This window comes from Burkholderia sp. AU33803, from assembly GCF_002223095.1.
Classification (GTDB): Bacteria; Pseudomonadota; Gammaproteobacteria; order Burkholderiales; family Burkholderiaceae; genus Burkholderia.
The window spans coordinates 532,099-557,335 of the sequence record NZ_NKFJ01000006.1 but is presented as its reverse complement, the minus strand read 5'-3'; the positions used below and the strand labels follow the sequence as shown (position 1 = coordinate 557,335).

General features: G+C 68.9%; 26 protein-coding genes. 10 read left to right on the top strand and 16 right to left on the bottom strand.

Annotated features, from left to right (window positions below; genetic code table 11):
* Nucleotides 1–32: 32 nt before the first annotated feature.
* The 5 genes from CFB41_RS19770 to CFB41_RS19750 are packed head-to-tail and all read right to left on the bottom strand — an operon-like array spanning nucleotide 33 to nucleotide 4,307.
* On the bottom strand, nucleotides 33–443 hold the full coding sequence (locus tag CFB41_RS19770; protein ID WP_089443264.1) for a biopolymer transporter ExbD: 411 nt from the start codon (nucleotides 441–443) through the stop codon (nucleotides 33–35).
* Nucleotides 443–1,159: a MotA/TolQ/ExbB proton channel family protein gene (locus CFB41_RS19765; protein ID WP_089428299.1), complete on the bottom strand. Its 717-nt coding sequence runs from the start codon at nucleotides 1,157–1,159 to the stop codon at nucleotides 443–445. Before CFB41_RS19765 ends, CFB41_RS19770 begins: the two co-directional genes overlap by 1 nt.
* Before the next feature lie 41 nt (nucleotides 1,160–1,200).
* Entirely contained in the window at nucleotides 1,201–2,004 is an 804-nt protein-coding gene (locus CFB41_RS19760) for an energy transducer TonB (RefSeq protein ID WP_089457607.1), read from the bottom strand.
* Between the two features lie 33 nt (nucleotides 2,005–2,037).
* Nucleotides 2,038–3,084 (bottom strand): ABC transporter substrate-binding protein, encoded by a 1,047-nt coding sequence (locus CFB41_RS19755; protein ID WP_089457606.1) that lies wholly within the window; start codon nucleotides 3,082–3,084, stop codon nucleotides 2,038–2,040.
* A gap of 50 nt (nucleotides 3,085–3,134) precedes the next feature.
* The gene (locus CFB41_RS19750; RefSeq protein WP_089457605.1) at nucleotides 3,135–4,307 is read right to left on the bottom strand and encodes an LLM class flavin-dependent oxidoreductase; all 1,173 of its coding nucleotides are present in this window, start codon (nucleotides 4,305–4,307) and stop codon (nucleotides 3,135–3,137) included.
* Between the two features lie 455 nt (nucleotides 4,308–4,762).
* On the opposite strand from CFB41_RS19750, the gene CFB41_RS19745 reads away from it, so the two are divergent.
* Genes CFB41_RS19745 through CFB41_RS19730 form a run of 4 tightly spaced genes read left to right on the top strand, consistent with a single transcriptional unit; the run spans nucleotide 4,763 to nucleotide 8,597 of the window.
* Nucleotides 4,763–5,839 carry an ABC transporter substrate-binding protein gene (locus tag CFB41_RS19745; protein ID WP_089457604.1) on the top strand — a complete coding sequence of 359 codons (1,077 nt, stop codon included), beginning with the start codon at nucleotides 4,763–4,765 and terminating at the stop codon, nucleotides 5,837–5,839.
* Nucleotides 5,840–5,870: 31 nt separating this feature from the next.
* Complete coding sequence (locus CFB41_RS19740; RefSeq protein ID WP_089457603.1) at nucleotides 5,871–6,977, top strand: PhnD/SsuA/transferrin family substrate-binding protein; 1,107 nt, start codon at nucleotides 5,871–5,873, stop codon at nucleotides 6,975–6,977.
* Nucleotides 6,977–7,792, top strand: coding sequence for an ABC transporter permease (locus CFB41_RS19735; protein ID WP_089457602.1), 816 nt, complete (start codon nucleotides 6,977–6,979; stop codon nucleotides 7,790–7,792). The genes CFB41_RS19740 and CFB41_RS19735 overlap by 1 nt, the downstream gene beginning before the upstream one ends.
* Nucleotides 7,793–7,808: 16 nt before the next feature.
* Nucleotides 7,809–8,597: an ABC transporter permease gene (locus tag CFB41_RS19730; RefSeq protein WP_089457601.1), complete on the top strand. Its 789-nt coding sequence runs from the start codon at nucleotides 7,809–7,811 to the stop codon at nucleotides 8,595–8,597.
* On the opposite strand, the gene CFB41_RS19725 is transcribed toward CFB41_RS19730, so the two are convergent.
* Entirely contained in the window at nucleotides 8,588–9,724 is a 1,137-nt protein-coding gene (locus CFB41_RS19725) for a sigma-54-dependent Fis family transcriptional regulator (protein WP_089457600.1), read from the bottom strand. The two genes, CFB41_RS19730 and CFB41_RS19725, sit on opposite strands and share 10 nt — an antisense overlap.
* 120 nt (nucleotides 9,725–9,844) lie before the next feature.
* Nucleotides 9,845–10,525 carry a class II aldolase/adducin family protein gene (locus CFB41_RS19720; RefSeq protein ID WP_071333159.1) on the bottom strand — a complete coding sequence of 227 codons (681 nt, stop codon included), beginning with the start codon at nucleotides 10,523–10,525 and terminating at the stop codon, nucleotides 9,845–9,847.
* A 390-nt stretch (nucleotides 10,526–10,915) separates the two neighbouring features.
* On the opposite strand from CFB41_RS19720, the gene CFB41_RS19715 reads away from it, so the two are divergent.
* The 6 genes from CFB41_RS19715 (at nucleotide 10,916) to CFB41_RS19685 (ending at nucleotide 17,082) form a co-directional block, all read left to right on the top strand.
* On the top strand, nucleotides 10,916–12,199 hold the full coding sequence (locus CFB41_RS19715; RefSeq protein ID WP_089457599.1) for an alpha/beta fold hydrolase: 1,284 nt from the start codon (nucleotides 10,916–10,918) through the stop codon (nucleotides 12,197–12,199).
* 143 nt (nucleotides 12,200–12,342) lie between these two features.
* A complete protein-coding gene (locus tag CFB41_RS19710) occupies nucleotides 12,343–12,633 on the top strand; it encodes a co-chaperone GroES (RefSeq protein ID WP_011694564.1) in 291 nt (96 codons plus the stop codon).
* A 12-nt stretch (nucleotides 12,634–12,645) separates the two neighbouring features.
* The gene (gene groL, locus CFB41_RS19705) at nucleotides 12,646–14,286 is read left to right on the top strand and encodes a chaperonin GroEL (RefSeq protein ID WP_039354347.1); all 1,641 of its coding nucleotides are present in this window, start codon (nucleotides 12,646–12,648) and stop codon (nucleotides 14,284–14,286) included.
* 540 nt (nucleotides 14,287–14,826) lie between these two features.
* The gene (locus CFB41_RS19700) at nucleotides 14,827–15,198 is read left to right on the top strand and encodes a DUF6697 family protein (RefSeq protein WP_039354345.1); all 372 of its coding nucleotides are present in this window, start codon (nucleotides 14,827–14,829) and stop codon (nucleotides 15,196–15,198) included.
* Nucleotides 15,199–15,607: 409 nt separating this feature from the next.
* On the top strand, nucleotides 15,608–16,129 hold the full coding sequence (locus CFB41_RS19690; protein ID WP_089457598.1) for a PTS sugar transporter subunit IIA: 522 nt from the start codon (nucleotides 15,608–15,610) through the stop codon (nucleotides 16,127–16,129).
* Between the two features lie 59 nt (nucleotides 16,130–16,188).
* Nucleotides 16,189–17,082, top strand: a complete 894-nt coding sequence (locus tag CFB41_RS19685; RefSeq protein ID WP_089457597.1) for an acetylglutamate kinase — start codon at nucleotides 16,189–16,191, stop codon at nucleotides 17,080–17,082.
* A gap of 60 nt (nucleotides 17,083–17,142) precedes the next feature.
* On the opposite strand, the gene CFB41_RS19680 is transcribed toward CFB41_RS19685, so the two are convergent.
* The 9 genes from CFB41_RS19680 to CFB41_RS37620 all read right to left on the bottom strand — a co-directional run bounded on the left by CFB41_RS19680 (nucleotide 17,143) and on the right by CFB41_RS37620 (nucleotide 25,221).
* Entirely contained in the window at nucleotides 17,143–19,143 is a 2,001-nt protein-coding gene (locus tag CFB41_RS19680; protein WP_089457596.1) for a family 2A encapsulin nanocompartment cargo protein cysteine desulfurase, read from the bottom strand.
* A complete protein-coding gene (locus CFB41_RS19675) occupies nucleotides 19,118–20,050 on the bottom strand; it encodes a family 2A encapsulin nanocompartment shell protein (RefSeq protein ID WP_006479760.1) in 933 nt (310 codons plus the stop codon). The genes CFB41_RS19680 and CFB41_RS19675 overlap by 26 nt, the downstream gene beginning before the upstream one ends.
* A gap of 138 nt (nucleotides 20,051–20,188) precedes the next feature.
* Nucleotides 20,189–20,410, bottom strand: coding sequence for a helix-turn-helix domain-containing protein (locus CFB41_RS19670; protein WP_089457595.1), 222 nt, complete (start codon nucleotides 20,408–20,410; stop codon nucleotides 20,189–20,191).
* Between the two features lie 8 nt (nucleotides 20,411–20,418).
* Nucleotides 20,419–21,357 carry a serine O-acetyltransferase EpsC gene (gene epsC, locus CFB41_RS19665; protein WP_089457594.1) on the bottom strand — a complete coding sequence of 313 codons (939 nt, stop codon included), beginning with the start codon at nucleotides 21,355–21,357 and terminating at the stop codon, nucleotides 20,419–20,421.
* A gap of 28 nt (nucleotides 21,358–21,385) precedes the next feature.
* Nucleotides 21,386–21,856, bottom strand: coding sequence for a rhodanese-like domain-containing protein (locus CFB41_RS19660; protein WP_089457593.1), 471 nt, complete (start codon nucleotides 21,854–21,856; stop codon nucleotides 21,386–21,388).
* A 422-nt stretch (nucleotides 21,857–22,278) separates the two neighbouring features.
* Nucleotides 22,279–23,679: an amidase family protein gene (locus CFB41_RS19655; protein ID WP_089457592.1), complete on the bottom strand. Its 1,401-nt coding sequence runs from the start codon at nucleotides 23,677–23,679 to the stop codon at nucleotides 22,279–22,281.
* Between the two features lie 75 nt (nucleotides 23,680–23,754).
* Complete coding sequence (locus CFB41_RS19650; protein ID WP_089458928.1) at nucleotides 23,755–24,546, bottom strand: alpha/beta fold hydrolase; 792 nt, start codon at nucleotides 24,544–24,546, stop codon at nucleotides 23,755–23,757.
* Nucleotides 24,547–24,630: 84 nt separating this feature from the next.
* Nucleotides 24,631–24,975, bottom strand: coding sequence for a DUF4148 domain-containing protein (locus tag CFB41_RS19645; protein ID WP_089457591.1), 345 nt, complete (start codon nucleotides 24,973–24,975; stop codon nucleotides 24,631–24,633).
* A gap of 54 nt (nucleotides 24,976–25,029) precedes the next feature.
* Nucleotides 25,030–25,221: a hypothetical protein gene (locus tag CFB41_RS37620; protein WP_144029955.1), complete on the bottom strand. Its 192-nt coding sequence runs from the start codon at nucleotides 25,219–25,221 to the stop codon at nucleotides 25,030–25,032.
* Between the last annotated feature and the right edge of the window lie 16 nt (nucleotides 25,222–25,237).

Below are 25,237 nucleotides of genomic sequence, written 5' to 3'. Positions count from 1 at the left end.
ATGCGTTCGTGGACAGAGTCGTGAACCGCGCGTCAGCCGCGCGGCGCGGTGAGCACCGACAGCCGCGTGATGCCTGCATGCTCGATCGCGGCCATCAGCTTCGCGACCGTGCCGTACGGCACGTGCTCGTCGGCCTGCAGGTCGAGCGCGACGTCGGGCCGGCCGGCCTTCAGCGCGGCCAGCTCGGCCGGCACGGCGGCCAGTGCGACCGCCCGCTTGTCGAGATACACGACGCCCTTGGCGTCGACGCTCACGGTGACGTTCGGCTTGCGATCGGCCGGCGCCGTGGCGACGGTGTTCGGCAGGTTCACGTGTACCGCGTTGTTCAGCAGCGGCGCCGTGACGATGAAGGCGACGAGCAGCACGAGCATCACGTCGACGAGCGGCGTGATGTTGATTTCGCTGAGCACGTCGTCGTTGTCGGAGGAAGAGGAGAAAGCCATTATGCGAAGGCCTCCTGACGGGTGTCGCCGGCACGGCGTGCCGGTGCGGGCGCGGCGGCGGCGGCCGGCACGCGGAAGCCGGCCTTCTGCGCGAGCGTGACGAAATCGGTGGCGAACGCGTCGAGGTCGGCCGACGCGGCCTTCACGCGGCGCACGAAGAAGTTGTACGCGAGCACGGCCGGCACGGCCACCGCGATGCCGATCCCGGTCGCGACGAGCGCCTCGCCGATCGGCCCGGCCACGACGTCGATGCTCGCCGACGCGCTGTGCGTGATCGCGGTCAGCGCATGGATGATGCCGAACACGGTGCCGAACAGGCCGACGAACGGCGCGGTGCTGCCGATCGACGCGAGCACCGCCAGCCCCGCCTCCTCGCGCCGCCGCGCGTTGTGGATCTGCTGCCGCAGATGCCGTTCGAGCAGGTCGTGGCGGCTCCAGCTGTGTTCGAGATCGTGCGCGCTGCTCTCGTCGGCGCGCCGCAGCGCGTCGAAGCCCGTCGCGGCGAGTTCGCCCACCGGGCTGTTCGCGCCGTCGAGCGCGGCGGCCTCGTGGAAGCTGTTCGCCGCCCAGAACGCACTGACGTAGCGCCGGTTGCGCGCGCTCGCCCGCAGGCTCTGGATCGCCTTCACGACGATCAGCGTCCACGTGACGACGGAGAAGACGACGAGCAGCCAGAGCGCGCCCTGGACGATGAAGGTGGTCGGAATACCGTTCATGATGTGAGTTCCTTGAAAAATTTGGCGGGCCGCCCGGCGGGTCAGCCCAGCTTGAAATCGATCGGCACGTTGACCCAGCCGTCGACCGCTTCGTCGCCGCGCTTCGCGGGCACGAACGTCCAGCGCTTCACGGCGGCCACCGCCGCGGTGTCGAGCATGCGGCGGCCGCTGCTCGTGCGGACCTCGACGGAATCGGGTGTGCCGTTCGCGAGCACGTGCACGCGCAGCACGACGCGCCCTTCCCAGCCCTGGTCCTGCGCGAACGCCGGATAGTCGGGCGCCGGGTTGCGCAGGTAGGCCGCGTCGCCGATCGGTGCGGTTTCGCGCACGGGTGCGGCAGGCGCGGCCGGCGCGGGAGCCGGTGCGGCGGGCGCGGCGGCGGCCGGTGCCGCCGTCGCCGCGGCCGCCTCGCGGGTGACTTGCGGCGCGGCAGCGGGCGCCGGATGCGCGACGGCCGCACGCGGCTTCGGCGGGGTCGGCGCCTGCTTCAGCGGCTTCGGGGGCACTGCCGGTGGCGGCGGATGCGCGGCCTGCGGCAACGGTTCGGGCGGCCGCGTCAGTTCGACCGTCATCGGCAGCGGCCGCGGCGGCTGCACGGGCGGCGCGGCAGGTGTGCGCGCGGCCAGCAACGCGACACCCGCATGCAGCGCCGTGACGGCGAGCGCAATCGCCCCCGTGACGCGCCACGCGCCCGGCTTCGCCTTCGGCGCACCCGGCCGTGCCGACGGCGACGCGGACGGCGGACGCGCGACCGCCGCCGCCCCGCTCGCACCCGCACGCGGCACGGCACGCGCCGCATGCCGGCGCGCAGGCGACACGCCGTATTCGATCGTCAGACCTGTCATGCTCGACTCCTTGCAATGACGCGCCGCGGCGCGCTACGCGACCCACGCATGGCGCTGCCGGTCGATGCGCGTGAACGGCGCCGGGTCGATCCACGCGCGCGCATCGAAATCCTGTTCGAGAAAGCCCCATTCGACGAGGAAATCCTTGAACGCGACCAGCCCGTCGATCGACGTCTGCGCGAGCCCCGTCTCCAGATGGCGGTGCACGTCCGCGCCGTACGCATAGCGCACCCACTCGTCGGATGCCCGTGTCTCGCGGCCGATATACGCAACCGTCTCCGCCGGATGGCGCGCGGCCCAGTCGCCCGCCCCCACCACCACCGACAGGAAGCGGCTCACGAGATCGGGGCGCGCGTCGATCAGCGCGCGGTCGACGGTCAGCGTGCGCGGCGTGCCGTTGCCGATCCGCACGAGCGGATCGGGGTGCGCGCCGAGATCGATGACGACCTGCGCGTCGATCAGATGCACGGTCTCGAGCCCTTCGACCCCTTTCACGAACACCGCGTCGACCTCGCCGCGTACGAGCGCCGCGATCTCGATCCCGTACTCGTGCGGGCCGCGCGTGAACGACGCCGGGCCGGTGCGACGTTCGCGTTCGTCGAGCAGGTCGACCCATTCGGCGTCGCCGTGCCCGAGCCCTTCGAGTTCGAGCGCGCTCAGGAAGCCTTTCAGCGCGGCCGCCCGCCAGAAGTCGATGCTGATCGGATGGCGCGGCAACCCGAGCCGCCGGCCGCGCAGATCGCGCACCGAGCGAATGCCGCGATCGGGCAACGTGACGATCGCCTGGAATTCATTGGTCCACGACAGGCCGATCACGCGCGTATCGGCGCCGCGGGCCCGCGCCCACAGCGCCGGAATGTTGCCGCCCTGCCGGAACGAGTGCGGCAGGCTGTGATCGAAATGCGATTCGCGCTTGCCGGCGTCCGCCGTCTCCTGCAGCGAATTCAGCGTGATGCCGTCCGGCCCGAACTCCTCGTCGAACCAGCCGCGATGCACGGCGATGCCGAGCGCGGTCGGCACCGGGCAGCGCGTGTACCAGAGTGCGTCGCAGGCCGTGGCCTGCGCAGCGAGTGTCGTCATGGTGAATGTCCTTGTCGATGTCGTTGGATGGCGCGGAAAGGCCGTCGCGCTCATGCGCCGGCCACGCGCAGCGCCGCCTGCGTGCCGCGCGCGTTCAGCGCGCCGTCGACGAGCGGCAGCACTTCCTCGCCCACGCGGTACGCCTCCTCGAGATGCGGGTTGCTCGCGAGAATGAACGTCGACACACCGATGTCGACATATTCCGCGAGCCGCTCGGCCACCTGCTCGTGGCTGCCGACGATCACGCAGCCGGGGCCGCCGCGAATCTGCGACATCCCGGCCCACAGGTTCGGGCCGACGATCAGGTCGTCGAAGTGCTGCGTGTGGCCCTGGTGCAGCGCGAACTGGCGTTTCGCGCCGACCGACTCCGACGATTCGCCGCGCCCGCCGAAGCCGCCGCGCGTCGCGTCGCCCACCGTCGCGAACATCTGCCGCAACTCGGCCCACGCCTGCTCCTCGGTCTCGCGCGCCAGGATGTCGATGCGCATGCCGAAGCGCAGGTCGCGCTCGGCGTTCTGGCGGTCGAGCGCGCGGCGCGCCGCATCGATCACCTCCTTCTGTTTCGCGAGCGGCTCGCCCCAGCTCAGGTGCACGTCGCCATGCTTCGCGGCCACCGCGAGCGCGGCGTCGCTCGCGCCGGCCAGGTAGATGCGCGGCGGCTTCTGGCCGCTCAACGGCGGCAGCAGGCCGCCGGCTTCGACGCGATAGAAGCGGCCGTCGAACGTGAACGGCTCGCCGGCCGCGACGCCCTTCACGACATCGAGGAATTCGTCGGTGCGCGCATAGCGGCTGTCGTGATCGATGAAGTCGCCGTACGCACGCTGGTCGGGGCCGCCGCCGCCCGTGACGACGTTCCACTCGACGCGCCCGCGGCTGATCCGCTGCAGGCTCGCGGCCATCTGCGCCGCATAGACCGGATGCACGAAATGCGGCTGCAGCGCGATCAGGAGCCGCAGCCGGCGCGTCTCGCGCGCCAGCGCGGCCGCCACGACCCACGGTTCCTCGGTGAAGCGAAAGATCGGAATCAGCGCGCCATGGAAGCCGGCGATATCGGCCGCGCGCGCGACCTGCGACAGATAGTCGATGTAGCCGAAATCGTCGTCGTCGACTTTCGGCGCGACGCGCGAGGCGCGCTGGCGGTTCCATTCGCCACGCGTATGCAGGTCGTGTGCGCGCCGGCCGTCGCCGTGCATCGGCAGGCGCCACAGAAATTCAACAGCCATCGGAGTTCTCCTGGTCGGGCCATTCGGATTGCGTGCGGCATCGGCGTGCCGCGCGAGTGCTGCGCTGTAAAGCACGCGGTGTGCCAACGCGCTCGCCACGGCAGCTGCGCGGCTGCCGGCGAACCTGCGCAGTGCCTTGCACACCGGGCATCAGCGGCAATCGGATCGCACCCGCTCGCGGTGGCCCATGCCGCCGCGGCACGCGCGTATCGCGCTGTTGCACCATCCCCACTGCTGCTGCGCGCGCAACAGCGGCCCACGCGACTGTTGCTGGCGCAACAGGCGCTGCATCAGTACGCGCACCGCCCGTCCCGCGCGATGCCCGCACCGCGTGCGGTCGCGCCGTTTCCGCTCACTGGCCCGGAACTTGCAACATTGACCGGCCCGCGCGTGCGACACCGACACCACGCACGACCGGGCTTCAACCATGCTTACGCAGAGAGGGAATCTCACCCATGACAGACAGGCCCGATTCGTCATCGGACAAGCAACAGACGTTCTGGTACGCCCGGTCGCCCGTGCCGACCCCGCTCGGCATCGCCGTGCATCTCGGCTGGCTCAACGGCGAGACGTCGGCCGACGGTGTCGCGATCCGCTCGCCGCGCGGCGCCACGCGGCACGACGTGTCGTCGATCAGCGATCACACGCTCGCGCAGTCGTTCCGCCAGGGCGGCAGCATCCCCGCGATGTGGGCGCGCTCGAACGGCGCGAACACGCGCGTGATCGGGCTGTCGTGGGTCGACGAATCGCAGTTGATCCTCGCGCGGCCCGAGTCGGGCATCCGCTCGGTGAAGGCCTTGCGCGGGCGCCGCATCGCGATCCCGAGCCGCCCCGACGACCGCATCGACATCTTTCGCGCGTCGGCGCTGCGCGGCTTCGTCAACGCGCTGAGCCTCGACGGGCTGACCACGCGCGACGTCGAACTCGTCGACGTGCGGGCACGCACGCTGCAGGCCGTCGGGCCGGCGCGCGCGGCGGACCTGTTCGCGTCGCCGCACGGCTTCTCGAGCCGCGCGCTGTACGCGGCCGAAGCCGGCGCGCTGCTGCGCGGCGAGGTCGACGCGATCTACGTGAAAGGCTCGACCGGCCTCGAGATCGCGCAGCTGATCGGCGCGCACGTCGTGATCGACATCGGCTTTCATCCCGAGCGCGCGATCCGCAACAACAACGGCACGCCGCGCCCGCTGACCGTCAACGCGGACGTGCTCGCGAATCATCCGGACATCGTCGCGGGCTTCCTGAAGCTCGTGGTCGCGGCCGGCGACTGGGCCGGCACGCATCCCGACGAAACCGCGCTCTACGTGGCCGGCGAAACCGCGTCGTCGATCGACTGGGTCCGCGCCGCGTACGGCAACCAGCTGCACCGCCATCTCGGCGTCAACCTCGACGACGAATCGGTCGCCGCGCTCGACGACTTCAAGACGTTCCTGCACGACCACGGCTTTCTGGAGGCCGACTTCGACGTCGCCGACTGGATCGACCCGCGCCCGCTCGCCGACGTGCTGCGGCCATCGCTGCAGAAGCGCGCGTGAGCCCCTTTTCCGCCTACCGTTCCGGACCACCATGAAACACACGCTCTCCCTCGCCGCGCTGCGCCGCCCGCTGCACGCGCTGTTCGCCGCGCTGCCGTTCGTCGCGGCATCGCTCGCCGCACCGGCCGCGCATGCGGACGACGCGCCCAAGATCGTGCGGATCGCCGTCGTCGCCTATTCGAGCGGCGGCAAGACGCAGTACGCGGGCGCGTCGGCACTGATCGACGCCGACAAGTCGCTCGAGAAGGCGCTTGCCGCGCGGCACGTGAAGCTGCAATGGGTGCCGGTGTCGACCGCGGCGGTCGGCACGCTCGTGAACGAAGCGTTCACGAACGGCAGCATCGATTTCGCCGGCTACGGCGACCTGCCGTCGGTCGTCGTCAACGCGTCGGGCACCCATACGCGGCTGATCGTGCCGGGCGGTGTCGGCAGCAACACCTATCTCGTCGTGCCGGCCGGCTCGACCGCGAAGTCGATCGTCGACCTGAAAGGCAAGCGCATCGCGCTCAATCGCGGCCGGCCGTGGGAAGTCACGTTCAGCAAGCTGCTCGCCGAGAACGGGCTGAAGCTGTCCGACTTCAAGATCTACAACCTCGACCCGCAGGCCGGTGCGGCCGCCGTCGCGGCCGGACGCGTCGACGGCTTCTTCACGCTGTCCGACGCGTATTCGCTCGTCGACAAGAACGTCGGCAAGATCATCTGGTCGACCAAGACCGCGCCCGACGACTGGAAAATGCGCGCGGAACTGTGGGCGTCCGACGATTTCGTGCGGCGCTACCCGGATATCACGCAGCTCGTCGCGACGGCCTACGTGCGCGCCGCGCACTGGATCTCGCAGCCGCAGAACCGCGACGCGTACGTGAAGATCCTGAGCGCGTCCGGCCAGCCGGAAAGCGTCGTGCGCCGCGAATACGCGGATGAGGCGACACCGTGGAAGGATCAATGGACGCCGCTCTTCACGCCCGCGCTGACCGGCCACTACCGCGACGTCATCGCGTACAGCCGCCAGGCCGGCCTGACGTCCACGCCGGTCGACGTGAACGCGCTGCTCGCGCCGACGTTCGTGTCGACCGCGCTCAAGCAGCTCGGGCTCGACGGCTACTGGCGCGCCGACGCGGCACGCGTCGCGAGCCGTTGATGCCGATGCAAGCCCTCGCGTCGAACGGCACACGGGCGCTGCGCCTGCCCGGGATTGCCCGGCTTGGCGGGCTCGCGCTGTGGTGGGCCACGCCCGTCGCGTTCGTCGCACTGTGGTGGCTCGCGAGCGCGCAGCGCTGGTTTCCGCCGCAGCTCGTCGTGCCGCCGGATCGGCTCGCGGCAACGCTGCGCACGCTGCTCGACACCGGCGAACTGCGCGACAACCTGCTGATCACGCTGCATCGCCTCGCGCTCGGTTTCGTGATCGGCGCGACCGGCGGTGCGGCATTTGGCATCCTGCTTGCGCGCAGCCGGCAGTTCGCCGACTACCTGCGGCCGACGTTCGACCTGCTGCGGCAGGTGCCGACGCTCACGCTGATTCCGCTGCTGATCCTGCTGATCGGCGTTGACGAGCCGCTGAAGCTCGTCGTCGTCGGCAAGGCCGTGTTCTTTCCGGTCGCGCTGGCCGCGTACACGGGCGTGCACGACGCGCCGCGCGACCTCGTCGAGATGGCGCAGCACTACGGGCTCGGCCGCTTCGCGCTGCTGCGCGACGTGCTGCTGCCGGCCGCGTTGCCGCCAATGCTCACCGGCGTGCGCATCGCGCTCGCGCGCGCGTGGCTCGCGCTCGTCGCGGTCGAGCTGCTCAGCGCCGACAGCGGGATCGGCCAGATGATGGAACTGGCGCGGCAGATGCTGCGCCTCGACGTCGTACTCATCGACGTCGCGGTAATCGGGCTGATCGGCTTCGCGATCGACCGGTCGATCGCACTCGTGCAACGCTACGCATTGCGCTGGCAGACGCCCGCGCGCTGAACGGACAGGTATCCGAATGACCGTCGCCATCACCCCATTCTCGTTCGCGGCGCTGCGCCGTCGTGCGCGCGGCCTCGTCGTGCCGGCCCTGCTGGTCGCCGCCTGGCAATACGCGTCGTCCGGCGACGCGGCCCATCAATACGCGTTCGTGCCGTTGCAGCAGGTCGGCGCCGCGCTCGTCGAACTCGCACGCAGCGGCGAACTCGCGACCGATCTCGGTGCGAGCCTGCGCCGCACGACAGTCGGCCTCCTGACGGGTGTCGCGTTCGGGCTCGTGTTCGGCGCAACGATGGCGCGCTCGACGCTCGCGCGCAAGCTCGGCGAGCCGGCGTTCCAGGCGCTGCGCTACGTGCCGGTGCTCGGACTGATCCCGCTGCTGAGCCTGTGGGCCGGCACCGGCGAATTCGCGAAGGTGTTCATCATCGCGCTCGCCGCGTTCTACCCGATGACCACCGCCAGCTTCGACGGGCTGCGCCGCGTCGATCCGCGCTATGTCGAACTCGCGCAGTCGTATCGCCTGACGCGCATCGGCCTGTGGCGCGACGTGCTGATTCCGGGCGCGCTGCCCGACCTGTTCGCGGGCGTGTTGCAGGCCGTGCCGTTCGCGTGGATCACCGCGACCAGCAGCGAGCTGCTGTTCAACGCGGGCGCGGGGGTCGGCAGCCTGATGCAGAACGCGCAGGCCGGCGCGCGCGCTGACGTACTGCTGGTCTGCGTGCTGGGGGTGACGGCGCTCGCCGTCGGCATGAGTGCGCTATGCGAGCGGATCGCGCAGCGCGCGCTGCGCTGGCGCGATCACGCCTGACGGCGCAGCCGCGCGTCGGCGTCGCTCGCGTCGCCCGCGTCGCCCGCGTCGCGCGGCTTCAGGATGCCGAGCTGCGCGAGCCGCGCGCGCACGATGTTGCGCGACTGGTCGAGCAGGCGCGACATGCGCAGCTGGTTGTGGTCGCTGTAGTCGAACACGCTGCGGTAGACGGTGTCCTCGATGTGCTGCCACAGCGCCGGCGTGCCGAGATCCAGCAGCTCGATCACCGCGTGGCGCAGCGCATCGGTGGCCTCGGCCACGTCACGCGCCCGGCGCGGCTGTGCCGCCGCCGCGGTGCGCGGGTCGCCGGCATCGGGCGACAGCGACAGCGCGGAAAACTGCAGGTCGCCCACGTCGATCGCGCCGCCCGCGCAGATCAGCACCGCGTGGTGGATCACGTTCTCGAGTTCGCGGATGTTGCCGGGCCATGCGTGTGCGTGCAGCCGGGCGCGCGCGGCGTCCGTCAGCGTCGGCGCGGCCACGCGCAGCCGCTTCGCGTAGGTGTCGATGAAGTGCTCGATCAGCGGCGCGATGTCGCCGGGCCGCTCGCGCAGCGGCAGCAGGCTCAGCTTCACGACGTTGAGCCGGTAGTACAGATCCTCGCGGAAATTGCCCGCGCGCACCGCGGCTTCGAGATTCACGTTGGTGGCCGCGACGAGCCGCACGTCGATCTTCACGGTCTTGCGCGAGCCGACCGGCGTCACTTCGCGCTCCTGCAGCACGCGCAGCAGTTTCACCTGCGCGGACAGCGGCAGGTCGCCCACCTCGTCGAGAAACAGCGTGCCGCGATTCGCGGATTCGAACCAGCCGGGCTGGCTGTTGATCGCGCCGGTGAACGCGCCGCGCTCGTGGCCGAACAGCTCGCTTTCGATCAGCGTCTCGGAGAATGCGCCGCAGTTGACCGCGACGAACGGGCCGTCGTGGCGCTCGCTCAGCGAATGCACGAGGCGCGCGATCAGCTCCTTGCCGGTGCCGCTCTCGCCGGTGACGAGCACGGTCGCGTCGCTGGGCGCGACGAGCTGGATGCGCTCGAGCAGCACCCGCGATTTGGGATCGTCGAACGTCAGCGCCTTCGCACGAATCGTGATCGCATGCGAAGTCGGGTCCGGCAAGCTGAAGATGGCCATGGCACGACCGGCGTGTTGAACGGGGAAGGTTCGACGATAGCAAGGCGCGCGCCGGCCACGAACCAATTCATCGAGCTATCGGTATGACGGCGGCCGGATTGCGCCGGCCGCCGCGCGGCGTCACGCGAGGCCGGTCATCTTCCATTGCTGCTCGAGCGCACCCGGCCCGAATTCGAGCGAGCCGCCGAGCGGTTCCGCGAGCGCCTGGAAATACGCGGCTTCCTCGAGGATCAGGATGTACTTCGACACGTCGAGGATCGATTTACCCCAGAACGTCGCGCCGCCGTTCGCCTCGATGATCGCCGGCACCTCGGGGTCGCGGCGGATCGTGTCGACGATGAAGCGCGGCTCGCCGGGACGGCGATCGACGTACACCGGAATCTCGCGGGCCCGCGTGTAGCGCGCGGCCGGCGCATAACGGATCGGCAGCGGGCGATGCGCGCTCGCCCAGGCGCCGAGGTACGGGCCGTGCACGTGGATCACGACGCCGACTTCCGGCGCCTCGCGGAACACGTCCGCATAGCGCGGGCCGTTGCCGCCCGCGCGCGCGTCGCCGTGCAGCACGTCGCCGTCGAACGTCACGACGACGGGCTGGATCTCCTGCGACGCGGCCCACGGGCTCGGCGCCGACAGCGCGACGATGAGTTCCGTGCCCGGCACGCGCTGGAACGCCTGGAACGTGTTGGTCGCGGACAGCGTGCGCGTGTCCTTCAGCACGCGCTCGGCCTGCGTGAATTCGCGCGTGGCGCGCTCGACGAATGCCACGAGTTCGCCGCTGTCGATGGTTGAGGTGACTGGCATGAGGACGGTTTCCTTGATCGGATGGACGGATGGGCTCGCATCGCGATGCCGTGACACCGCGACGCACGACCACCGGATCAGCAGCAATCGTGCCAGCCGGGCATGCATGCGGCGCGGGCCCGTGCCGCGGTGCGTGTGCGCCTGTTGCACGACGCGCACCGTGCGATCCCTGCGTGCGCCTCTGTTGCGGGAGCAACAGCCTGCCGGCCCGGATTGTTGCGCGACGCGCAGCCGCTGAATGCATGCGCGGCTCGCCGCACGGCGCAGCGGCCTGTCGTGCCTCGCGCCACGCGCCGAACGGCTGCGCTGGTTCGAAACTTGCGTCGTGGTCGGCCCGCGCCGCGTGCTGTCCGGCGCGCCCGATCCGACTTCACCGATACCCATCCGACCATGACGCTCCTCCCCCTGCGCGGCTACGCCGCGCACACGCTGCTCGCTTCGGCGCTCGCCGTCTCGTCTCTCCTCTCGCATGCGGCTTCCCCCGGCCACGTGCCTGCGCCCGATCCGTTGCAAGGCGACGGCCGCGTGTCCGCGTTCTACACATGGGACCGCGACATTCCGGCGACGCCCGGCGTGCTGCTGCGCACCGAGCCGCTGCCGGCGACGCTCGGGCTCGCGAGTGCCGGCCGCCAGTTGCGCATCCTGTATGCATCGACCGACGGCGTCGGCGGCCGCACGCCGATCGCCGTGTCGGGTGCGCTGTTCGTGCCGCGCGGCACGCCGCCGGCCGGCGGCTGGCCGATCGTCGCGTGGGCGCACGGCACGTTCGGGATGGCCGACATCTGCGCGCCGTCGTGGTTCGGCCGCTCGTATCGCGACGTGCGCTACCTGAACGCGTGGCTTCAGCAAGGGTTCGCGGTCGTCGCGACCGACTACCAGGGGCTCGGCACGCCCGGCCCGAATCCGCAGCTCAACAACCGCTCGAACAGCTACACGCTGCTCGACAGCGCGCGCGCGGTGCTCGGCGGCGTGCCGGGCCTCGCGAACGAGGTCGTGCTCGTCGGCCAGTCGCAGGGCGGCTCGGCCGTGTTCGCGGCGGCTGGCTACGCACCCGCCTATGCGCCCGAACTCGCGATCCGCGCGACCGTTGCCACCGGCACCATCTACAACGCGTCGCCCGCCACGCTCGCGTCGCTGCCGAAGTTCGAGAGCGCGTACCGGCGCGATCCCGAGCGCGTCGATCCGACGCTCGCGTACCAGTTCTACTCGGTGCTCTCCGCGCAGCAGATCGACCCGTCGCTGCGCGCGGACGAGGTGCTGACCGACCAGGCATTGCCGATCCTCGAACAGGCGCGCATCAGTTGCCTCGCGTCACTCGAGGACGACGCGGCGCTCGCGCACCTCACGCACGCGAACACCGTCAAGCCCGGCGGCGATGCAAGGCTGAAGGCATGGTGGGACGAATACCTGAAATACCCGACGCTGAAGATTGCCACGCCCGTCTTCATCGGTGCGGGGGCCGACGACGGGCTCGCGCCGCTCGAACTCGCGCTCGCGAAGGATGCGTGCGCGGCCGGCACGACGGTCGAGGCGCACCTGTATGCGGGCCGCGAACACAACGGCACCGTGAACGCGTCGCTCGCCGATTCGATTCCGTTCGTGAAGCGCGTGCTCGCCGGCGAGACGATCCGCCCGGTCTGCACACCCGCCGCCCAGCCGGCCGTGTCGCAATAGCGGCGGCGACGCGCTTTTGCACGACGGCGCGAATGCATTTCGGAATCCGTTATTGGATTGCGCCGCCGCGCATTTTTATACTCGTCAGCACTCTCTGTTAAAGAGTGCCAGCCCATCTCAACAGATCAGCACAGGACGAACCAATGAGCCTACGCCCCTTGCACGACCGCGTGATCGTGAAACGACTCGACCAGGAAACCACCACCGCATCGGGCATCGTGATCCCCGACAGCGCGGCGGAAAAGCCCGACCAGGGTGAAGTGATCGCCGTCGGCCCCGGCCGCAAGGACACGGACGGCCAGCGCATCGTGCCCGACCTGCAGGTCGGCGAGCGCGTGCTGTTCGGCAAGTACGCGGGGCAAGCCGTCAAGGTGGACGGCAACGAGTTTCTCGTGCTGCGCGAAGAAGACATCGTCGCGGTCGTCAATCAATAACGGAGCGCAATCATGGCAGCGAAGGAAATCATTTTCAGCGACGTCGCACGGGCCAAGCTGACGGAAGGCGTGAACATTCTCGCGAACGCGGTGAAGGTCACGCTCGGGCCGAAGGGCCGCAACGTCGTGCTCGAACGCAGCTTCGGCGCGCCGGTCGTCACGAAGGACGGTGTGTCGGTCGCGAAGGAAATCGAACTCGCGGACAAGCTGCAGAACATCGGCGCGCAGCTCGTGAAGGAAGTCGCGTCGCGCACCAGCGACGCGGCCGGCGACGGCACCACGACGGCCACCGTGCTCGCGCAGGCGATCGTTCGTGAAGGCCAGAAATACGTCGCGGCCGGGCTCAACCCGCTCGACCTGAAGCGCGGCATCGACAAGGCCGTCGCGGCGGCCGTCGACGAGCTGAAGAAGATCAGCCGCCCGACCACCACGAGCAAGGAAATCGCGCAGGTCGCGACGATCTCCGCGAACGGCGAGGAATCGATCGGCCAGCGCATCGCGGAAGCGATCGACCGCGTCGGCAAGGAAGGCGTGATCACCGTCGAGGACGGCAAGTCGCTCGCGGACGAGCTCGACGTCGTCGAAGGGCTGCAGTTCGATCGCGGTTACCTGTCGCCGTACTTCATCAACAACCCGGACAAGCAGATCGCCGAGATCGAAAGCCCGTACATCCTGCTGCACGACAAGAAGATCTCGAACATCCGCGACCTGCTGCCGGTGCTCGAACAGGTCGCGAAGTCGGGCCGGCCGCTGCTGATCATCGCGGAAGACGTCGAAGGCGAAGCGCTCGCGACGCTGGTCGTGAACAACATCCGCGGGATCCTGAAGACGGTCGCCGTGAAGGCGCCGGGCTTCGGCGACCGCCGCAAGGCGCTGCTCGAGGACATCGCGATCCTCACCGGCGGGCAGGTGATCGCCGAGGAAACGGGCCTGACGCTCGAGAAGGCGACGCTCGCCGAACTCGGCCAGGCGAAGCGCATCGAGGTCGGCAAGGAAAACACGACCGTGATCGACGGCGCGGGCGATGCGAAGAACATCGAAGCGCGCGTGAAGCAGATCCGCGTGCAGATCGACGAAGCGACGTCGGACTACGATCGTGAAAAGCTGCAGGAACGCGTCGCGAAGCTCGCGGGCGGCGTGGCGGTGATCAAGGTCGGCGGAGCCACCGAAATCGAAGTGAAGGAAAAGAAGGACCGCGTCGACGACGCGCTGCACGCGACGCGCGCGGCCGTCGAGGAAGGCATCGTGCCGGGCGGCGGCGTCGCGCTGATCCGCGTGCGGCAGGCGATCCGCGAGCTGCAGGGCGTGAACGCCGACCAGAACGCGGGCATCAAGATCGTGCTGCGCGCGCTCGAGGAACCGCTGCGCCAGATCGTCACGAACGCGGGCGAGGAAGCGAGCGTCGTCGTCGCGAAGGTGGCCGAAGGCTCGGGCAACTTCGGGTACAACGCGCAGACCGGTGAATACGGCGACCTCGTCGAGTCGGGCGTGCTCGATCCGACCAAGGTCACGCGCACGGCGCTGCAGAACGCGGCGTCGGTTGCGGGGCTGTTGCTGACGACCGATGCGACCGTGTTCGAAGCGCCGAAGGATGCGGCACCGGCGGCAGCGCCGGGCGGCCCGGGTGCGGGTGGGCCGGGGTTCGATTTCTGACGGTGTAGTGCGTGTGCCGTGTGCCGGTTCGCCGGCATGCGCGCGACCTTGCAGACTCCCATTGCGCGTGGCGACGAAAGTCGTCACGCGTTTTTTGCTTGGTGCGTCCGGCCGCACGAGCCACACAACCTTTACGACCTTTTTACTTGCGCCCGCGCATGCGTTCACTAGAATGTGTTCGCAATCGATCCATCCACGAGTACGCCCATGCGCATCCGAAGTCCTCGCCCTCCGAGTTGCTTTTCTGCCTGATCGGCAGGACGCCTGCGTCTCTTTGTTCCCGAGCCACCGTCCTGCCAACAGGCGGACGGTGCGCGCCGTAGTCCTTCCCGTGCACGCTTGAACACGACGTCGATGCGTTAGCCGCGCATCGCGCGATGCAAGCGTGTGCGCGCGGAAATTCCCGCCTCACGACGCGCCATCGATCCGCCGCCGCGGCAACGATCGACTGGCCTGCCTCGCATCCCGCATGTCGATCCAGCCTGATTACTTTGCATACCTGATTTAACCAACGGAAGTTTCCGATACCGGAGCCCGATCATGTTCGAGATCGACAAGCAGTACACCCGTGAATTCATCCACACCGCGTGCGGCGGCAGCAAACAGGCGTTCCTGCCGACGAAGAATGGCAAGGTCGTGGCCGCCTGCCTGCGCACGGACCTCAACCCGCACGCCCCCGACGTGATCCTCTGCGACGGCAGCGCGTCCGCGCGGGCAGCCGGCAGGACGCTCGCCGCGCAACGCGATGCGATTCCGGTGTTCATCCGCATGGCCACAGATGCGTACCGCTTCGTCGGCCAGTACGTCGTCAGCGAATCGCTCACCGCACCGCTCGACTGCGCGCCTTACGTGCGCAACAGCAGCTTCACGCCCGGGCAGATCTCGCGCGTGCTCAAGCTCAAGCGCTGCTGACCCGCTTGACGGGCGCAGCGCGCGCCCGGTCCCGGTCAACTTTCATACAGGAGCCATCATGCTTGGCCTGACGTTCTGGAAACACGTGATCGGTGCGCGGACCGGTGCAATCCGCGATGACAGGGCGGCTGCACACGACCGGCACCGACGGGTGTCGAGAACACTCGTGCTCACCAGCGCCGCGGTGGCGTTCGCGGCGATCGCGTTCGGCGCGCCGGTGGTCGGCATTTCCGTGTTTCTGCTGACGACGCTGCCGTTCGTGCTGTCGGGTACCTGAAGCGGTATAAGCCGGGCCCGGTTCCATCGCCAATCGATACACAATTTTAATGTCGGGCCCGCTCGTATCTAACACCGTCTTTACGCGGGTTTGTCTAGGATTTCCCTGTCATCCCGACACGGAGAGATCCGCATGCAAACGCAGCAGGCCGCCGCCGGCGGCCAACCCGACCTTCCCTACCGACGCGGCGGCACACCGTTCGCGACCCGGCTGGCCGACGCCTGCCCGCCGGACCACATCCTGCTCGACGTACCGGTCGAAAGCGCGATCCAGTTGTTCGACCTCGTCGCGCGCTATATCGAGCGCAGCAGCGGCGTATCCGCGGAGCAGATCCGGACCGAACTGACGAAGCGCGAGCAACTCGGCTCGACCGGCCTCGGCCAGGGCGTCGCGATTCCGCATGCGCGTGTCGCCGGTCTCCGCTCGGCCATCGCGCTGTTCGTCCGCGCGCAGTATCCGTTCAGCTTCAACGCACCGGACCGCAAGCCCGTGCGCGAATTCATCGTGCTGGTCCTGCCGCAGGAAGACAACCGCGCACACCTCGAACTGCTCGCCGACGCGGCGCGCTGTTTCAGCGAACGCCCGTTTCGGCAGGCATCGCGCGACGCGCTGACGCCCGACGAGATTCACCAGCTGATGCAACGCACGTATTGATGCCGTCTTGATGCCGCATCGTGCGGCGACAGGCACTCCCTTCATCCATTCGGATTCCCATGTTCCCAGACCCTGAAAGTCCCACCCTGACGTCGCGCCGCGTAGCCGGCCTGGCGCGCTCGCTGCCGTTCATGCAGGCGCTGCACGGGCAGACCGTCGTCATCGTCGATGGCGGCGCCGCGAGCGATACACGCGCCCGCCAGGCGTTCGCGCAGGATGTCGCGCTGCTCGCCCTCACCGGCGTTCGCCCGATCGTCGTCCAGGGCGTGCCGGCCGCGGCCGGCACGCAATCGATCCACGCCGTTCACGCGGCGATGGCGGGCGTCAATCATGAACTGGTGCGCCTGATCGGCAGTCACGGCGCCAAGGCGATCGGCATCGACGGCCACGACGGCGGCCTGCTGGTGGCGAGCGCCGATGCCGACCGCACCGACGCGAGCGCGGTCGCACGGTTCGACGGCACCGCACTGAACGCGTTTCTCGAGAACGGGCTGGTGCCCGTCGTGATGCCGGTCGCCCCGGACGACGCAGGCCACGATCACCTGCTGCGCGCGGAACGGCTCGGCAGCCTCTTCGCGCAGCGCACGGGCGCCGTCACGCTGGTGATGATGGTCGACGGCGCGCTGCTGCGCGAACTCGGCGAGCTCGCGGGGCTGTACGGCATCACGGAGCTCGAGCACTGGCTGGCCGAGCACCCGGCCGCCACGGCGGCGCCCTGCGTGCGGGACGCGCTCGATGCGCTTGCGCACGGCGTGCAGAATGTCCATCTCGCCGATATCGGGCAACCCGAATCGCTGATCGACGAACTGTTGACGGAAGAAGGATCGGGGGTCGTGTTCTGCCATCGCGGCAACACCGACCTGCTGTCGGAAACCCGCCGCTACTTCGCGGATTCGGCCAGCGCGCTGCGCGACGGCTTCAGCGTCGAGCAGAAGCAGGTCGTGCGGTTCTGACTTTCTTGTGGCGATAAAACGCTTGCGGCGACCCACCCGGGCCGCCGCAAGCGAATGGCGTCAGCGCCGCGCGGCAAGCCGCCGCACGACGCTCACCAGCGCATCGACTTCATCGCACGTGTTGTAGAACGCGAGCGACGGCCGCACCGTGGCCTCGAGCCCGAAGCGCCGCAGGATCGGCTGCGCGCAGTGATGCCCCGAGCGCACCGCGATGCCCTCTTCGTTCAGCGCCTGCCCGACTTCCTCGGTCTCATAGCCCTTCAGCACGAACGACAGCACGCTCGCCTTGTCGCGGGCCGTGCCGATGAGCCGCACGCCGGGCACCGGCGCGAGCACGCTCGTTGCATACGCAAGCAGGTCGTGCTCGTAGCGCGCGATGTTCTCGATGCCGACCCGGTTCACGTAGTCGAGCGCGGCGCCCAGCCCCACCGCATCCGCGATGTTGCCGGTGCCGGCCTCGAACCGGTTCGGCGGCGGCTGGAACACCGTGCGCTCGAACGTCACGTCCGCGATCATGTTGCCGCCACCCTGCCACGGCGGCATGTCGTCGAGGATCGCGCGCTTGCCGTACACGACGCCGATCCCGGTCGGCCCGTAGATCTTGTGCCCGGAGAACACGAAGAAATCCGCATCGAGCGCCTGCACGTCAACACGCATGTGCGAGATCGACTGCGCGCCGTCGACGAGCGCCTTCGCGCCCGCACGATGCGCGAGCTCGACGATTTCCTTCACCGGCACGACCGTGCCGAGCGCGTTCGACACCTGCGTGACGGACACGATCTTCGTGCGGTCGTTGAGCAGCTTCCGGTATTCGTCGAGCAGCACCTGCCCCGAATCGTCGACCGGAATCACGCGCAGCTTCGCGCCCTTGAGCGCAGCAAGCTGCTGCCACGGCACGATGTTCGCGTGGTGCTCGAGATTCGACACGATGATCTCGTCGCCTTCGCCAACGTTCTGCACGCCCCACGACTTCGCGATCAGGTTGATCGCCTCGGTCGTGCCGCGCACGAACACGATCTCGTCGGGCGACGAGGCGCCGATGAAGCGCTGCACCGTTTCCCGCGCATGCTCGTACGCGTCCGTCGCACGGCCGGCCAACGCATGGGCCGCGCGGTGGATATTCGAGTTCTCGTGCGCATAGAAGTACGCGAGACGGTCGATCACGGCCTGCGGCTTGTGCGTCGTCGCTGCGTTGTCGAACCACACGAGCTGCTTGCCGTTCACGCGCTCCTGCAGGATCGGGAAATCACGGCGGATCGCGTTCACGTCGAACGGCGGATGCGCGCCGCGATACAGCTGGCCTTGCGGCTCGGCTGCGTGCGCATCGTCGATGAAGTAACGCGGCACGTCGGCGCCCGATGCACGCGACACCGGCACGTCGCGATGCACGGCGAGCAGTGCGCGCAGCGCGTCGTCGCCCGGCAACCCGAACGCTTCCGGCGAAGCAAGGCCGTTCGACGGCACGACGATGTCCTGCGGCGTCGCCTGCCAGCCCTGCAGCGAACCGTCGGTGAAGTAGTACGGCGAGGCCTTCGCCGCGCCTTCCGATACCGGCGCATTCACTTGCGGCACGCCGAGCGCCGCGCCGCCGACGCGCGGTTCGAGCGCGGGTGCGATCGACACAACGTTGTCGGGCAGCCCGTTCTGCGCGGCCGCATGCGGCGCGAGCGCGGGTGCGCGGTTGCCGAGCGACAGCACGTGCGTCGGGGCGGACGGCGCGAGATTCGCACCGGGCACCTTCCCTTGCGGGAGCGCGAGACCCGGCACGCCGGTGCCCGCACCGCCCGGCCCCGCGAGCGGCGAGCCGCCCGGTACCGGGTTGCTCACCGATGCCAGGATCGGCGCGGCGGCCGGCAGGGCGGACGGCACGCCGCCCACCGCACCGCTGCCCGCCGACAGCCCAGGCGCGGTAGCCTGCCCGGGCGGCGTCGCGAAGAACTCGGACGCGAGCCGCGCGAGCGTCGCCGGGTCGGGCAAGCCGGCCGGCAGCGGCGCGTGCGGCAGCGCGTGCGCGTCGCCGCCGGCCAGGCCGGAATTAACGGTAGGTGTCGGGATAGTCATGGAACTTGGCGATTTCGACGTCATCGAGGACAGCCAGCGCATCCGGCGAATGGACCGCGAGCGAGCAATACAGCGAGATCAGGTACGACGCGATCGCCTGGTTGTTGATCCCCATGAAGCGCACCGACAGGCCCGGGCCCTGCTCGCCCGCGACGCCCGGCTGGTAGAGGCCGACCACACCCTGGCGCTTGTCGCCGACGCGCAGCAGCAGGATCTTGGTCTTGCCGTCCGCGACCGGCACCTTGTCCGACGGAATCAGCGGAATGCCGCGCCACGTGAGGAACTGCGAACCGAACAGGCTGACCGTCGGCGGCGGCACGCCGCGCCGCGTGCATTCGCGGCCGAACGCGGCGATCGCGAGCGGGTGCGTGAGGAAGAACGCGGGTTCCTTCCACACCTTGGTCAGCAGCTCGTCGAGATCGTCCGGCGTCGGCGCGCCCGTCAGCGGGAAGATCCGCTGCTCGTCGGTCACGTTGGCCAGCAGCCCGTAGTCGGGGTTGTTGATCAGCTGGCTTTCCTGCAGCTCCTTGATCGTCTCGATCGTCAGGCGCAGCTGTTCCTTGATCTGGTCGTGAGGACTGCTGTAAAGATCGGAGATCCGCGTATGCACGTCGAGCACCGTGCTCACCGCGTTCAGGAAATACTCGCGCGGCTGTTCCTCGTACGGCACGAAGGTCTGCGGCAGCACGCTTTCGTCCTCGAGCTGCGTGCACGCGGCGCGCACGGCTTCCGGGTTCTTCACCTGGTTCAGCCGATAGATGCCGGCCTCGACCGGCACCCATTGCAGCAGGTGGGTCAGCCAGCGCGGCGTGATCGTGGAAAGCTGGGGGACGGTCTTGGTAGCGTTCGCTAGTTGGCGGGCGGCGTGATCGCTCAGCGCAGCCGTGCCGCTTGCAACGGTCGACATGTGTGGCTCCGGGTTCTTTAGATGAAAAACGGGATTGCTTATGACGCTCGGTGATTATCGGAAGCACGCACCTGCCGGCTCAACATGCTATAGCCGTCAGGTCGCGTGCAACCGAAAGGGAAATGAAACGAGGCAGCCTCAGGTGACGCACGCGCCCGGCAGCAGGGTCGAGATCGACACGTCGAACGCGCGCGCGATCTTGTCGGCGGTGACGATTGATGCGATCGCCTCGCCGCGCTCGATCTCGCCGACATACGAGCGGTTCAGCCCCGCATGCTCGGCCAGTTGCTCCTGCGACCATGTGCGTGCTTCACGCAGCTTGCGCACGGTGGCGCCGAAGTGATGGATGAGGTCGCTCATTGCGCCTCCTAGGCGACGCGCGCCGCCGCGCGCGGCGCGGCGTTCGCTTCGCTGCGCAGCACGGCCTGCGTGACGTTTTCGCCGGGCGACACGTCCTGCGTGAGCCACACATTGCCGCCGATCACCGCGCCGCGTCCGATCGTCACGCGGCCGAGGATCGTTGCGCCCGCATAGATCACCACGTCGTCCTCGACGATCGGATGGCGGGCGTGCCCCTTCTCCAGATGGCCATCCGCATCGCGCGGAAAGCGCTTCGCGCCGAGCGTGACGGCCTGGTACACGCGTACGCGCTCGCCGATGATCGCCGTCTCGCCGATCACGACACCCGTGCCGTGGTCGATGAAGAAGCCCGCGCCGATGCGCGCGCCCGGATGAATGTCGATGCCCGTTTCCGCATGCGCCTGCTCGGCGATGATCCGCGCGAGCAGCGGCAGGCCGAGCCCGTACAGCTCGTGCGCGAGCCGGTGATGGATCATCGCGAGGATGCCCGGGTAGCACAGCAGCACCTCGTCGACGCTGCCGGCCGCCGGATCGCCATGGAACGCGGCCAGCACGTCGCTGTCGAGCAGCCGGCGAATCTCGGGCAAGCGCGCGGCGAAGGCCTGCACGGCCGTCGACGCCACTTCATCGACGTTGTCGACCGGCCCGTCGGCATTGCGCTGCCGCGCCGCGTAGCGCAATTCCAGCTTCACCTGCGCGAGCAGCGCATTCAGCGCGGCGTCGAGCGCGTGGGCCACGTGGAAGTTCTCGCTCTCCTGGCGCAGGTCGGGCGGCCCGAGCCGCATCGGGAACAGCACGCCTTTCAGCGCGCCGATGATCTGCGCGAGCGCCTCGCGCGCCGGCAGGTCGCGCCCGCCCGGTTCGAGCGAGCGCCGCTGCTTCTCGCGCCATGCGCGGCGCACGGTCTGCAGCGATTGAACGATGTCGTCGATGTCGAATGCGGCCATGCTACTTTCTCCCCGTAACGGCCGTGAATCAGTCCTGCGCCCACGGCAGGCCGCGGAAACGCCAGCCATTGCTGCCGCCGCGCTGCTGCCGCTCGTCGAGGTCGCCCTCGAACCCTTCGAGCACGTTGAATACCTGCGTAAAGCCGCCCTTCGTCGCCGCCTCGGCCGCCTGCGCCGAACGGTTGCCGCTGCGGCACAGCAACAGCACGACGGCCTCCTTGCCGGTCTTCGCTTCCAGTTCGCGCACGAAGCGCGGGTTGCGTGTCAGGCTCGTGCCCGTCGCCCACGGCACGTGCAGCGATTCCGGCACGTGGCCGACGAATTTCCGTTCCTCGGCAGTGCGTACGTCCACCAGCAATGCATCGCCGGCGGAGAACAACGCCCACGCCACTTCCGGCGCGACGCCGCCCGCATAGGTGGTGCCGGCCGCCGTAGCCGCTTCGCGCGCGTCTTCGAGCGCCTGTTGCGCAGCAGTTCGTTCTTCCAATGCAACCGTCATGACACTTCCTTGTTTTCGTTGATTCGTATGATCAAAGACACCGGGAATGCGGCCGTTGCAGCTTGCGTGCTGTCTATAGCCGTCAGCGCCACTATGCGATTGCGGCCGGGCAAGCTGAACCAATAAAAATTCATTTCCTAATCAGCGCCACGGGGAATGCAATAGCAGACGTGCGCTATCGGGGCGGGTTCATCGGCGAGCAGGACGGGAAGAAGGGTGACCGTTCGATGTCACGCATCGAAGGAATTTGAAAGGGTTCGAGAAAGACGATCAACGCGGCGTGCGGCGCGTTGCAACGGAATCCGAAATGGCATGCATGCAAGGGCGCGCATGCGTGGACGACTCGGGAAACCAGGCGGGTTGCCGGAATGCATCGGCACGATGCCGGATGGGCATCGCCGATGCACTCGCGCTTCAACGCCTCACACCACCGGATCGACCGGCGCGACCGGCACGCCGCGCGCTTCGATATCGCGCCCCGCGAGCAGGCACAGATCCTCGCGATGATGCGCCGCAACCACCTGCACGCCGACCGGCACGCCATTCACGAGCGCCGTCGTCACGGCCAGCCCGGGCAGCCCCATCGCCGGCAGCGCGCGCAACGTAAGCTGTGCCTCCCATACGCGATCGAACCCGTGCTGCCCCTGGCGGTCGAGATCGTCCGGGAACGGCAGTTCCGACGACACCGGCAGCAGCACCACCGCATACGCGTCGAGAAACAGCCGCCACTGCCGCGTCAGCGTCGTGCGCCGGACGAGCGCGCGGCTGATCACGTCGGCCGGCAGGTCGCGCACCTTGCCGCGCACCGCCTCGACCACGGCAGCCGCACCCGGATCGCCGTCGTTCGCGACCGCGCTCGTCAATGCGTCGAAGCCGTCACCGAGCCAGAGCTGCTCCTGCAACAGTGCCGCCTCGCGCATCGGCGGCGTGTCGTCGATCTCGTCGACGGTCCAGCCGGCATCGACCAACCGCCGCGCGGCATCGCGCAATGCGGCCTCGACCTCGGGCACGACCTGCAACCCACCCGGCCGCACGCACAGCGCCGCGCGCTTCGGCACCTCGCGCCCGTCGAACGGCACCGCCACGTGCCACGGATCGCGCGGGTCCGGTGCGGCGAACGCACGCAACGCGAGCGAGAGATCGTCGATCGTGCGTGCAATCGGCCCCGCCGTCGACATCAGCTGCGCGCCGATCGCACGCTCGGGCGACGACGCATTGAACGCCGGCACGCGACCGAGCGACGGACGAATGCCATGCACGCCACACGCGTAGGCCGGATAACGCACCGAACCGCCGATGTCGGTGCCGACGGCAAGCGGACCGATCCCGGCGGCCACGGCTGCCGCCGCGCCGCCGCTCGATCCGCCCGGCGTCAGCGACGGGTTGCGCGGATTGCGCGTGTGGCCATGCACGAGATTCGACGTGAACCAGCGCAACGCGAACGTCGGCGAATTGGTGCGGCCGAGCAGGATCCCGCCGGCCTTTCTGATGTTGCCGACCACCGGGCTGTCGGCGTGCGCGATCAGGTTCTCCTGCAGGCGCGTGCCGTTGGTCGTCGCGAATTCCGCCTGGTCGACGTTGATCTTCACGGTGACGGGCACGCCTGCGAGCGGCCCCGGATCGTCGCCGCGCGCAATCGCGCGATCGACTTCGTCGGCTTGCCGCCGGACATCGTCGGGCCGATGTTCGACCACCGCGTTGATCGCCGGATTCACCGCCTCGAGACGATCGAGCACCGCATCCGCTACTTCTCGCGCGGACACGTCACGATGCCGCACGCGCTTCGCGAGTTCGGTTGCGGGCAGTTGCCAGAGTTCCGTCATGACTTCTCCTGGTGGAAGGACATCACACTCGCTCATGCGCCGCGCTTCCCCACGAAAGCGCGGTGCCGCGTTCACTCACTGCGTATCCTGCTTCGCGCGTTCGGCGGCCGCGATGATCGCGTCGGCCACGGCCTTTGGCTGGCTCAGCATCGACACATGGCTGCCGTTCACGCGCGTGACCGCAGCACCGATCCGCTTCGCCATCGCTTCCTGCAGCGTCGGGTCGATCATCTTGTCCTGCGTCGCGACGACGAACGTCGACGGCTTCGCATGCCACGCGGCCTGCGTAACCTTCTCCGAGATGCAACCGCTATACCACGGCCCCTGGGTCGCCGCAACGAGGCGCTGCTGCGCGGGCGGCAGGTCCGGCGCGAAATCCCGTGCGATCGCCTTGTCCGACAGCGTCGCGAACCCGCCCGCGTCCTTGCGCAGCTCACCGGCCCACGCGGGCGCCGGCAGCCCCTGCGTGACGTCGGCGATCGACTGGCCGTTGTCGGGCGCGAACGCGGCGACGTACACGAGCGACTTCACCTTGTCGTCGTTGCCCGCCTCGCTGATCACGACGCCGGCCCACGAATGGCCGACCAGCACGACCGGCCCCTTCTGCGCGTCCACCGTGCGCTTCGTCGCGGCGGCATCGTCGGCGAGCGAGCTCAGCGGATTCTGCACCGACACCACGTGCAGCCCGCGCGCCTCGAGCAGCGGAATCACGCGGTTCCAGCTCGACCCGTCGGCGAACGCGCCGTGCACGAGCACGACGTTCGTGCCCTTCAGATCTTCCTTCGGCGCGGCCTGTGCCGCCACCGCACCGAACAGTCCGCCGATCACCGCGGCGGATACCAGAACGCGTTTCATCGAACCGGCCATCGTCATGCTCCTTGCTCTGTTGTGTTTTTCACATGTGGTGCTGCAGGGGTGGCCGCGCCAGCCTGCGGCAAGCGCGGCAGACCATCACGAATGCGCGTACAGGTCGTCGGCAGCGTTCCGTGCGGAGCGCGACTGGGCCGCGTCGCGATGGCCGGCCGGCGTCGACGCATCGGCCACGTTGTCGCCTTGCGACTTCGACGGGCCATTCTGGTCGGAACGCGCGACTTGCTGCGCGGCGACGGCGCTCTCCGCGGCCGCGATATCGTTCGGATAGTTCGCTTCGCTGCTTGCCGGGCGGTAGCCGGCCTTCTCCAGGCGGACGAGATCGGCGCGCACGTCGGCGCGCGTGAGGCCGTGGCCGGTATCGGCGAACGACAGGGCGGGGATGGCGGCGAGGACGGCAACGGCGAGGATTCGAGCGGCTTTCATGAGGGTTCTCCTTGAGAGAGGTAGGTCAGTCGATCATTCGGCATCCGATCCAGTTCAGCTGGCATCGAACGTTTCCTGCATGTCGACAGTAGAACCCGCGCACGTATCTGCGATGTTTCCGAAACGGGTGCTTTCTGCATGCCAGTTTTTCAGGAGCCGCCGCAGATACAGTGCGATACAAACCGGGCTGTCGCATCGTTCGCTGTCCCCCAGCCCGCCCACCATGAAAAAAGGCGCGCCACGCATGGCACGCCTTTCCGTC